Source organism: Roseateles sp. YR242, from assembly GCF_900109745.1.
GTDB lineage: Bacteria > Pseudomonadota > Gammaproteobacteria > Burkholderiales > Burkholderiaceae_C > Roseateles.
In genome coordinates this window covers 60,237-69,532 of record NZ_FOAV01000021.1, presented here as the reverse complement: position 1 = coordinate 69,532, position 9,296 = coordinate 60,237, and the positions used below count along the sequence as shown (strand labels likewise).

The following is a 9,296-nucleotide window of genomic DNA, read 5'->3' as shown; positions in this document are numbered from 1 at the left end:
AGGTGTTCAGCGGGTCCACCGTGTTGCCGAAGTTCAGGGCGGCGCCGGACACGTTGCACGAGGTGATGACGGTGGCGGTGACCTGAAAGGTCGTGCTGCCGGTCGTGGCGTTGGCGGTCACCGAAGACCCGACGGCTGCGGCCACGAGGCCCAGACCGACCGCAACCCGCTTGATCATCTTGCTCGAGAACTTGTTCATGGCGACCCCCTGCTGTTGATGACTGAATCGTCGCAGTCACAGCTTGTTGCACGTAGTCGCGGAAGCAGTCACGCGGCGTGCGATGTCGGGGGATGCCCGCGTAGGCAATCCGCCGACAGATGTCGGGGAGAGGCGGGGGCGGCGGAGCGAAGGCCGGTAGGGCCGCCTCTGCGGAGCGGTCTCAGGCAGAGGGCTCCGGCAGAGGATTCCGAGGCAGGGCTGCCTCGGGTGTGATGCAGCAGCGCTGGAGGAGCGCTGCGGGTGATCAGCTCTGCGACACCTTGAATTCGTCGCGCGAGCGGCCTTGCTCTTCGTAAGCGGCCAGCCATCCGGCGGCACGGCCACGGCCGGACCAGGTGTTGGCCGGGTTGGCCGGGTCGCGGTACAGCACCGGGGCCGCACCGCCGCCGGCCTTGCGGGTGCTGCCCGCGCTGGCCATGTAGGGCTTCAGGGCTTCGACGCCCTCGGTGACGGAGAAACCGGCAGCCTCGAGCTTCTTGGCGAAGCCGTCGACCAGCACTTTCAGTTCTTCACCACGCTTGGCGTTGATCTGCTGTTCGAGTTGCTTGTTGAGTTCGACGAGTTCGGCGTAGCTGAGTCGGGAGATGTCTGGCGTGGTCATGCTTGCTTGTTTGAAGTGGGTGGAGCGATGCGTGGCTGCAGTGTAGTGCGCGCGCAGGCGCCAGCTGGCGGTGACCCGGGCACCGAAATTGCCAGACGCCTCCGATCCGTGCCGTGATGCGAGGCTTGTCCCGGCCCCTCTGTCAACATTCCAGCGTCAGCACGCCCATGTCTCAAAACCGCAGCTCCACCGGCATCCCCGGCTTGGATGACATCCTCCAAGGCGGCCTGCCGCAAGGCCATCTCTACCTGTTCGAAGGTGAACCGGGTACCGGTAAGACCACCCTGGGCCTGCATTTCCTGCTGGCGGGGCTGGCTGCTGGGGAGCAGGGCCTCTATGTCACCCTCTCCGAAACCGCCGCGGAACTCAAGGATGTGGCCAGGTCCCACGGCTGGGACCTGGACGTTGCCGGCCTGGACGTCTTTGAACTGGTGAGCCCCGACGACCTCAGCCCCGAGGCGGAACAATCCATCATCCATCCGTCGGAGCTGGAGTTGAACCAGACCGTTCAGGGGGTCATGGCCCGCATCGAGGCGAGTCGGCCTCAGCGGGTGGTGTTTGACAGCCTTTCCGAGATGCGGCTGCTGGCGCAGGACCCGCTTCGTTATCGGCGCCAGGTCCTGGCGCTCAAACACTTCTTCGCGCGCCACGGCTGCACCGTCTTGATGCTCGACGATCTCAGCGCGGCCGCTGGCGATATGCAGTTGCGCAGCATCGCCCATGGCGTCGTCTGGCTCCAGCAGTTGGTGGGGGAGTACGGCGCCGACAAGCGCTTCCTGCGTGTGCCCAAGATGCGCGGCATCGCCTTCCGAAGCGGAGAGCACGATTTCACTCTCAAGACCGGCGGGCTGGAGGTGTTCCCGCGCCTGGTGGCTGCCGAACACCACAAGGAATTCACGCCGGAAAACGTCAGCACAGGCAATGAGGCCCTGGATGTGGCGCTCGGTGGCGGGCTCGGGCGCGGCAGCAACACCTTGTTCGTCGGCCCGAGCGGTGTGGGCAAGACAACCACGGCCATCGCCTGTGTCTACGCGGCCTTGCAGCGAGGCGAGAAGGCGGCGTATTACCTCTTTGATGAGGGCCTGGGCACGCTGATACCCCGCGCCAAGTCGATGGGGTATGAACTCGAATCCGAAATGGCGGCGGGCAACTTCCTCATCAATGCTCTGGACCCCGCCGAGGTGACCCCCGGCGAGTTCGCCACCGGGGTGCGCCGCGCGGTGGAGCGGGATGGCGTCCGCACCGTCGTCATCGACAGCCTCAATGCTTATCTGCAGGCCATGCCCGGTGGCAAGTTCCTCGTGTTGCAGATGCATGAGCTGTTGACCTACCTCAACCAGCGCGGGGTGACCACCATCCTGGTGCTGGGTCAGCATGGCATCCTGGGCCAGGGCAAGCTGGACATCGACCTGAGCTACCTGAGCGATGCGGTGCTGTTGTTCCGCTACTTCGAGGCGCGGGGCAACCTGCTCAAGGCGGTGTCCGTGACCAAGAGCCGAACCAACCGCCACGCGACCACCATCCATGAGTTCCGGTTGGGAGAGCACGGTATTGAAGTGGGTGTTGCACTCACTGACTTCGAAGGGGTGGTGTCCGGGGTGGCCACCTACACGGGTAGAACGGCGCTGTTCGGCGACGCCGACGTTGCATGACCACCGTTCTGGAGACCCGTGTTCTGATCCTGGCGCCTTTCGGCCGTGATGCACAGGTGATCGCAGAGGTGGTCTCACGCCTGGCGTCGGCCTGCCCGGTGGCCACGCCACAGCAGTTGCTGGCCGCTGTCAGCGAAGGTGCTGCGGCGGCGGTGGTGACGGAAGAAGCCTTCTGCGTCGCGCCTGGCGATCCGCTGGATCAGTGGCTGCGCACCCAACCGCCCTGGTCGGACTTTCCGTTTGTGGTGCTCACCAGCAAGCGCATCGGCAGGCGGCCCCTCGTTGCGGCCACCTCGCTGCAGTTGATGGGCAATGTGGTGTTGCTGGAGCGTCCGCTGAGCGTGGACTCCTTGCAGTCCGCCATCGAGGCTGCCGTGCGGGCGAGGTCGCGCCAGTATGCAACGCGCTCCATGCTGGCCGAACTGGCCGTGGCCCATGATGCCGTGGAAGAACTCAACAAGGACCTGGAAGGCCGCATTGAAAGCCGCACCCGCGAGCTCTCCGACGCCAACAACCGGCTCATGAACGAGATCGCGGAGCGCGAGCGTGCACAGACCACGCTTTTGCAAGTGCAGAAGATGGAGGCCATGGGCCATCTCACGGGCGGGATCGCCCATGATTTCAACAACCTGCTGCATGTCATCGGCACCAATCTGGACATCCTGGCGCGCCTGGACTGTCCGCCACAGGCCATGCGTATTGTTGAAGGCGCCCGACGAACCGTGCGCCGGGGCGCGCGCCTCACCGAGCAATTGCTCTCCTTCGCCCGCAACCAGTCCCTGGTGCCGCAGGCGACCAACCTTCATGCGGCCATCAACGGCATGCAGGAGCTGCTGCATACCTCGGTGGGGTCGCGTGTGAAGATCAACGTGGACCTGAGCCATCCCCACCCGGTGGCCCAGCTCGACCCCAATCAGCTGGAAATGGCGGTGCTCAACCTTTCCGTGAATGCGCGGGACGCCATGCTCGATGGCGGAACCATCACCATCTCCACCAGCGAAGCCACCCTCGAGCTGAATCATCAGCAGGTGCCGGCGGTGCGCCTGAGCGTGGCGGACAGCGGTGCGGGCATCCCGCCTTCCATCATCGAGAAGGTGTTTGAGCCGTTCTTCACCACCAAGGCGATGGGTCGTGGCACAGGCCTGGGCCTGGCCCAGGTCTATGGCTTCGTGAAGCAGTCCGGCGGGCAGGTGCACATCGCCAGCACCATCGGCCAAGGGACGGATGTGTTGCTCACCTTCCCGCTGGTATCGGATGCCCAAGGCGAGGAGCTGGTGCCGACCCGCCCCAGCCTCACAACGCCGCAGCAGCGGGTGTTGGTGGTGGAGGATGACGACGAGGTGCGTCAGTCCATCGTGCAGAGCCTCGAAGTGCTGGGGCACCAGGTCACAGCCGTGTCGAACGGGCTGGCGGCCCTGTCAGTGCTGCGGGAGAAGCCGCCGACCTTGTTGATCGTGGACTACGTGATGCCCGGCATGAATGGCGCGGAGCTGATCCGCCAGGTCCAGGATCTGTGGCCCACCCTGCCCATCATCCTGGCCACGGGTTATGCAGATATGGACAAGGTGGGGGCTGTGCTGGGGGCGCGCTTCATCCTGAAGAAGCCGTTCCATGTGGATGCGCTGGCGGAGGCTGTGCACTTCGCGGTGGTGTGAGTGCGGGGATCGCCGCGGGCGAGGTTCCGTTGAGAGATGCCTGGGGACCGGTGAGGGCGCTTGACGGAGAACATCAGCGCGGGCCTGGATCTGCCACCGAGTGTCGACGGAGTAGGGCGACCAACGGCGTCATTACCACCGCCAGCACAGCCACCAAGGCGCCCAACCACCCCACGCTTTCGACGCCCCAGGCCGGAATCGCGGCGCCACCCAGGAGGGCACCGAACGCGATCCCCGCGTTGGCCGCCGACACGTTGATCGTTCCGGCAAGCGCTTGCGCATGCGAAGCGGATTGCATGACCCGGATCTGGCAAATTGGATAGAGCGCCGTATTGGCAACGCCCCAGAGCATGAGCGCGAGTACCAGCCCTGTGACGGAGACGGGCGCGAGGCCCGTCGTGGCGGCCATCCCTGCGGCGAGCAGCAGGCAGAAGCCGGCCGTCGTCGCGAGCGCACCGCTTTGCACCCAGCGGCCACCCAGCCAGTTGCCGGCCAGGCCGACGGCGCCGAATCCCATCAGCCACCATCCGACCTGGGCCGGCGCCACGCCTGCGACCTTCTCCAGCGTCTCTGCGAGATAGGTGTAGCCGGTGAACATGCCGGTGAACACGACAACCGAAAGCACCACGTTCGCCACAAAACGTCGATCACGGAAGATCTTGGCCTGCTGCAGCAGGTGGACGCGCGCGGCGGGCTCGGAGCGGGGCATGAAACATTGCAGCAGGACCGCGACGCCCAGGCAGACCGAGGCCAAGGTCCAGAACGCACCACGCCATCCGATGAAGCCAGCCGACAGTGTTCCGAGCGGAATGCCCAGGAGCATGGCGCCCGAGATGCCCAGGTAGACCGTAGAGACGGCACGGCCGGCGCGTGCTGGCCCCGCGATCATGGCGGCTGTTTCGCTGGCCGTGCCCCAGAAGACGGGCAGCGCCAGCGCCGGCACGATACGGGCGATCGCCAGTACCCACAAGTGGGAGGACATCGCGGCCAACGCGTTCGAGGCGGCGAACAAGGCCAGAATCGCCACGAACAGGCGCTTGCGTTCCAGATGGGACAGCCAGGCCGTCAGCACCGGGCCAGCCACTGTCACAACGACGGCGAACAAGGTCACCAGCTGCCCAGCGGCCGATACGGTGACGCCCAGGTCACGGGCCAGGCCGGGAAGCAACCCGACCATCAGGAATTCAGTGGTGACGATCGCGAAGGCGGCTACCGCCAGGATGGCTGCCGTTGATGGCGCTGATGATGTTTCTGTCGGTGTCGGTGTCGGTGTCGGTCCTGGCGCCGTATGGGCGGACGTAGGGGCGGACGTAGGCGCCGGCACGGCGGTTCGGGAGGACATGGCGATCAGGGGGAAGGGGGATGCCGCGATGGTATTGAATCCCTCAAGTCTCATCTCGGATGAAATTTCCATGGATTTGAGCCAGAAATGCTCAAATGACGGCATGAACAGTGCTGAGCGCCTCAAAGGCATCGACGTATTCGTGACCACCGTGGCCGCCGGCAGCTTCACCGCGGCTGGCGAGCGGTTGAACCTCACCAGCTCGGCCGTCGGCAAGGCCATCGCCCGCCTGGAGGCGAGATTGAAGAAGCGGCTGTTTGATCGAACCACGCGGCGGCTCGCCTTGACCGACGCTGGCGCGGCGTTCCACACCATCTGCGTGCGCGCGCTGGAGGAACTGGAATCGGCGGAGCGCGTGCTGGCCGATGATGCGTCCGAGCCTTCGGGCCGGCTGCGTGTCGATGTTCCGGCGACCTTTGGCCGGATGCAGGTCATGCCGCTGCTGCTGCAGTTCTCGGAGCAGCACCAGGCCGTGCAGACGCATGTGTCGTTCACCGATCGATTTGTCGATGTCGTGGACGAAGGCATCGACGTGGCGGTCCGCATTGGCGGGCCCGATTCATGGCCGGCCCATGTGGGCCAGCAGTTCCTGGGTCACGAGCGGCTGATCTTTTGCGCGTCGCCCGCCTACATCGCCCGCAAGGGCACGCCGCTCGCCATCAACGAGCTCGATGCGCACGAGACGGTGACCTACGGGCGCGCCGACGGGACACCCAGTCCCTGGCTGATCCCCAAGGGTTCAGCGCCGATCGAACGACGCACCATGGACAGCCGGCTCGTGGTGGGCCACGGCGAAGCGCTGCTGGAGGCGGTCATCGCCGGGCACGGTGTGGCGCAGTTGGCGACCTGGCTCGCAGCACAGGCGCTTGAGCGTGGGCGCCTGGTCCAATTCCTGCCGGCGTGCAGCGTGGATGGGCTGCCGCTGCGCCTCGTCTGGCCCCAGCGCAAGCAACTGCTGCCGAAGGTCGATGCCCTGCGCATGCACCTGGCGTCGAATCTTCGAATCCGCTGACGGGTGCCCGGGCCGGCTTGTGCCGACGCTGCGAGGGCCGTGGCTCGCCGGTCAGGCCGTACATGGCCTTGGGCGAGCCCGGTTGGCGAAGACGGGGTTCCAGGTGCGCGGCCCGGGGCAGGAGGTTGCGCGGTGTTCCTGTCTCAGGAGGCGCGGGTCTGGCGCAGCCGGATATAGAGCTTTGTGTGATGGCTGGCGGGTGACTGCAGCCGTGCGTTGTCGGGCCACTGCTCCTGGCCACTGAGCGAGGTGCAGGGGCGCGAGGCTTGGTCCTTTGCGGTCTCTGGCTCGCGCGTGGTGGCTTCCGCCGGCAGCGGCAAGGCCAGCACCTGACCATTCTCCGGCCACTCCAGCTGCCAGTCCGGCTTGTCGCTGCAGATCACCACGCCGTCGACCTGCGGGATCAGCCAGCGCAGGTACCAGGGCAGCAGTTCGCTGCGCAGATGCTGGCCCACCCGCACCACACGCCGCACGGTCGCCATGTCCAGCCGGTCCGGGGGCGTGGTGAGGTCGAAGTTCAGCTGGAGCTGCGTCGAACCTTTGGCCAGGTTGGTGCCCAGCTCCATGCGTCGGGCTTCTTCCGCTGCAAAGGTGGGCAGATCAAAGCGACCGTCGGCCGCAACGGGGATGTCGATGGTGCGGTCGTCGTCCATCAGTGCCAGCTTGGCGTTGGGCGGCAAGGGCTTGCTCTTGTCGGCAGACCGCAGCCGCAGCCGGCTGACGAAGAGACCTTCGCCTTCGGTCCGCAGCGTTGTCAGCAGCTCGTTGAGCTGCTTGTACGGAATGAAGCTGCCCCGTTGCAGGTGGGTCTGCACCGAGGGCAGGGCCTGCGGTGTGGCGGCCTCGGTCGCTGCTGATGCTGATGCTGCTGGTGATGCTGATGCTGATGCTGATGCTGATGCTGATGCTGATGCTGATGCTGATGGCGCGGATTCGGCGACGTCGCCGTCAAGTGCCGGCGCTGCGGTGGCCGTCTGCGCCAGCAGGCAGGCCGCGCTAAAGATGGATGCGCTAAAACTGGATGCGCTAAAAACGGATGCGCCAAGGACGGAGGCGTTCAGGACGGACCCCGCCCACCACCGGGCACGCGACACTCGTTGACGGCGGTTCCGAGTCTTCTCACAGGACATGGTGCAGGCCCGCTTGACGCGGTTCAGGTTGAAAAATGGGAGGCGGCATGGGTGGCCGGCGCGCTCAGGCATTGCCGTCTCCACCCGCGCCGGCACCAGGCGAATCTTCATCCCCTGGCTCGCAGGACAGCAGGTCACCCGGCTGGCAATGCAGCACCGCGCAGATCCGGGCCAGCGTGTCGAAGCGCACGCCGCGCACCTTGCCGGATTTCAGCAGCGACAGGTTGGCTTCTGTGATGCCGATGGCCCCGGCCAATTCCTTGGAGCGCATCTTGCGCTGCGCAAGCATCACATCGAGTCGAACGACGATGGGCATGGCGGTGCTTGCCGGGTTCAGACGAACTCGGCGTTCTCCTGTGCCATGCGGTGCGCCTCCCGCATGATGCCGGCCAGAGCCAGTGCTCGCACAGTCCGCGAGATCCTCAACAGGCGCCGCGCCGCAGGGCCCGCCACTGAATTCATCATGTCACTTGCCGTAGACTGGTAAAAAATTACTGTAGAACAATAATTTCAAGGGTGCAATTGGGCATTGTGTCACTGGCCAGGCTCCGACATCACCCCACCGAACGGGTGCGGCCGGTTGATGCAAACTTCTGCGTCATTCGTGTATTCAGGAGCTCCACCATGGAACGCATCACCCTCGGCCAATCGGACCTGTCGGTCAGCCGCATCGGCCTGGGCACGATGACCTTTGGCGAACAGGTCAACGAGGCCGGCAGCTTTGCCCTGATGGACCGCGCCGTCGCTGCGGGCATCAACCTGCTGGATGCCGCCGAGATGTATCCCGTGCCAGCGCGTGCTGCCACTTTCGGGCAGACCGAAGCCATCATTGGCCGCTGGCTGCAGGCCCGTCCCGGCCTGCGGGAGCGTCTGGTGATTGCCTCCAAGGTCGCCGGCCCGTCGCGGGGTTATGACTGGATCCGTGAAGGCAGCCAGGACCTGACGGCCGATCAGATCGTCTCCGCCTGCGAAGACAGCCTGCGCCGCCTGCAGATCGACACCATTGACCTCTTCCAGATCCACTGGCCCAACCGTCATGTGCCGATGTTCGGCGGCCTGTACTTCGACCCGGCCAAGGACAAACCCGTCACCGCCATCCATGACCAGCTGGAGGCGCTGGCGCGCCTGCAGAAGGCCGGCAAGATTCGCTACATCGGCCTGTCCAACGAGACGCCTTATGGCGTGGCGGAGTTCATTCGACTGGCGGAGTTGCATGGGCTGCCGCGCGTGGTCAGCGTGCAGAACCCCTACAGCCTGGTGAACCGTGTGCTGGAGAACGGCCTGGACGAGGCGTTGTACCGCCATGGCGTCAGCCTGCTGGCCTATTCGCCGCTGGGTTTCGGTTCCTTGACCGGCAAGTACGACGCGCATGGTCTGGACGATCCGGCCAAGCCCGGCCGCCTGGCGATCTTCGAGAGCATGCGCAAGCAGCGCTGGGCGCGCCCGGAGACGCTGGAAGCCGCCCGCCGCTACAACGCGCTGGCGCGCGAGCTGGGGATCAGCCCGGCCACGCTGGCGATGGCCTGGGTGTCTTCGCGCTGGCAGACGCAGTCCACGCTGATCGGCGTCACCACGGCCGAGCAACTGGACGAGAACGTGGCGGCGCTGGGCCGCAGGCTGGAGGCGGACACGCTGGCCGCGATCGACCGCATCCGCTGGGAGATCCGCGACCCCGGCCAGTGAC

General features: G+C 65.7%; 9 protein-coding genes and 1 pseudogene. 5 read left to right on the top strand and 5 right to left on the bottom strand.

The annotated features are described in order from the left end of the window. Positions 1-199, bottom strand: a pseudogene (locus BMY53_RS24295) (hypothetical protein); the annotation flags it as partial. Positions 200-464: 265 nt separating this feature from the next. After that, a complete protein-coding gene (locus tag BMY53_RS24290) occupies positions 465-821 on the bottom strand; it encodes an H-NS histone family protein (protein ID WP_092949589.1) in 357 nt (118 codons plus the stop codon). 167 nt (positions 822-988) lie between these two features. Between BMY53_RS24290 and BMY53_RS24285 the strand changes: the two genes are divergently transcribed. After that, positions 989-2,473 carry an ATPase domain-containing protein gene (locus tag BMY53_RS24285; RefSeq protein WP_218151302.1) on the top strand — a complete coding sequence of 495 codons (1,485 nt, stop codon included), beginning with the start codon at positions 989-991 and terminating at the stop codon, positions 2,471-2,473. Beyond that, a complete protein-coding gene (locus tag BMY53_RS24280; RefSeq protein WP_092949586.1) occupies positions 2,470-4,128 on the top strand; it encodes a response regulator in 1,659 nt (552 codons plus the stop codon). Before BMY53_RS24285 ends, BMY53_RS24280 begins: the two co-directional genes overlap by 4 nt. 73 nt (positions 4,129-4,201) lie before the next feature. Here the strand turns inward: BMY53_RS24280 and BMY53_RS24275 are convergent, their stop codons facing one another. After that, positions 4,202-5,305 (bottom strand): MFS transporter, encoded by a 1,104-nt coding sequence (locus BMY53_RS24275; RefSeq protein WP_255370362.1) that lies wholly within the window; start codon positions 5,303-5,305, stop codon positions 4,202-4,204. 268 nt (positions 5,306-5,573) lie between these two features. Here BMY53_RS24275 and BMY53_RS24270 point away from each other — a divergent pair, with 268 nt between their 5' ends. Then, positions 5,574-6,482 carry a LysR family transcriptional regulator gene (locus BMY53_RS24270; protein ID WP_092949584.1) on the top strand — a complete coding sequence of 303 codons (909 nt, stop codon included), beginning with the start codon at positions 5,574-5,576 and terminating at the stop codon, positions 6,480-6,482. 143 nt (positions 6,483-6,625) lie between these two features. Here BMY53_RS24270 and BMY53_RS24265 read toward each other — a convergent pair whose 3' ends face one another. Next, positions 6,626-7,297, bottom strand: a complete 672-nt coding sequence (locus BMY53_RS24265) for a hypothetical protein (RefSeq protein ID WP_092949583.1) — start codon at positions 7,295-7,297, stop codon at positions 6,626-6,628. Between the two features lie 41 nt (positions 7,298-7,338). On the opposite strand from BMY53_RS24265, the gene BMY53_RS26130 reads away from it, so the two are divergent. Further along, positions 7,339-7,482: a hypothetical protein gene (locus BMY53_RS26130; protein WP_177201039.1), complete on the top strand. Its 144-nt coding sequence runs from the start codon at positions 7,339-7,341 to the stop codon at positions 7,480-7,482. Between the two features lie 194 nt (positions 7,483-7,676). Here the strand turns inward: BMY53_RS26130 and BMY53_RS24255 are convergent, their stop codons facing one another. Further along, the gene (locus tag BMY53_RS24255) at positions 7,677-7,928 is read right to left on the bottom strand and encodes a helix-turn-helix domain-containing protein (protein ID WP_092949581.1); all 252 of its coding nucleotides are present in this window, start codon (positions 7,926-7,928) and stop codon (positions 7,677-7,679) included. Positions 7,929-8,236: 308 nt separating this feature from the next. Between BMY53_RS24255 and BMY53_RS24250 the strand changes: the two genes are divergently transcribed. Continuing rightward, positions 8,237-9,295, top strand: coding sequence for an aldo/keto reductase (locus tag BMY53_RS24250; protein ID WP_092949579.1), 1,059 nt, complete (start codon positions 8,237-8,239; stop codon positions 9,293-9,295). The last annotated feature ends 1 nt before the right edge of the window (position 9,296 follow it).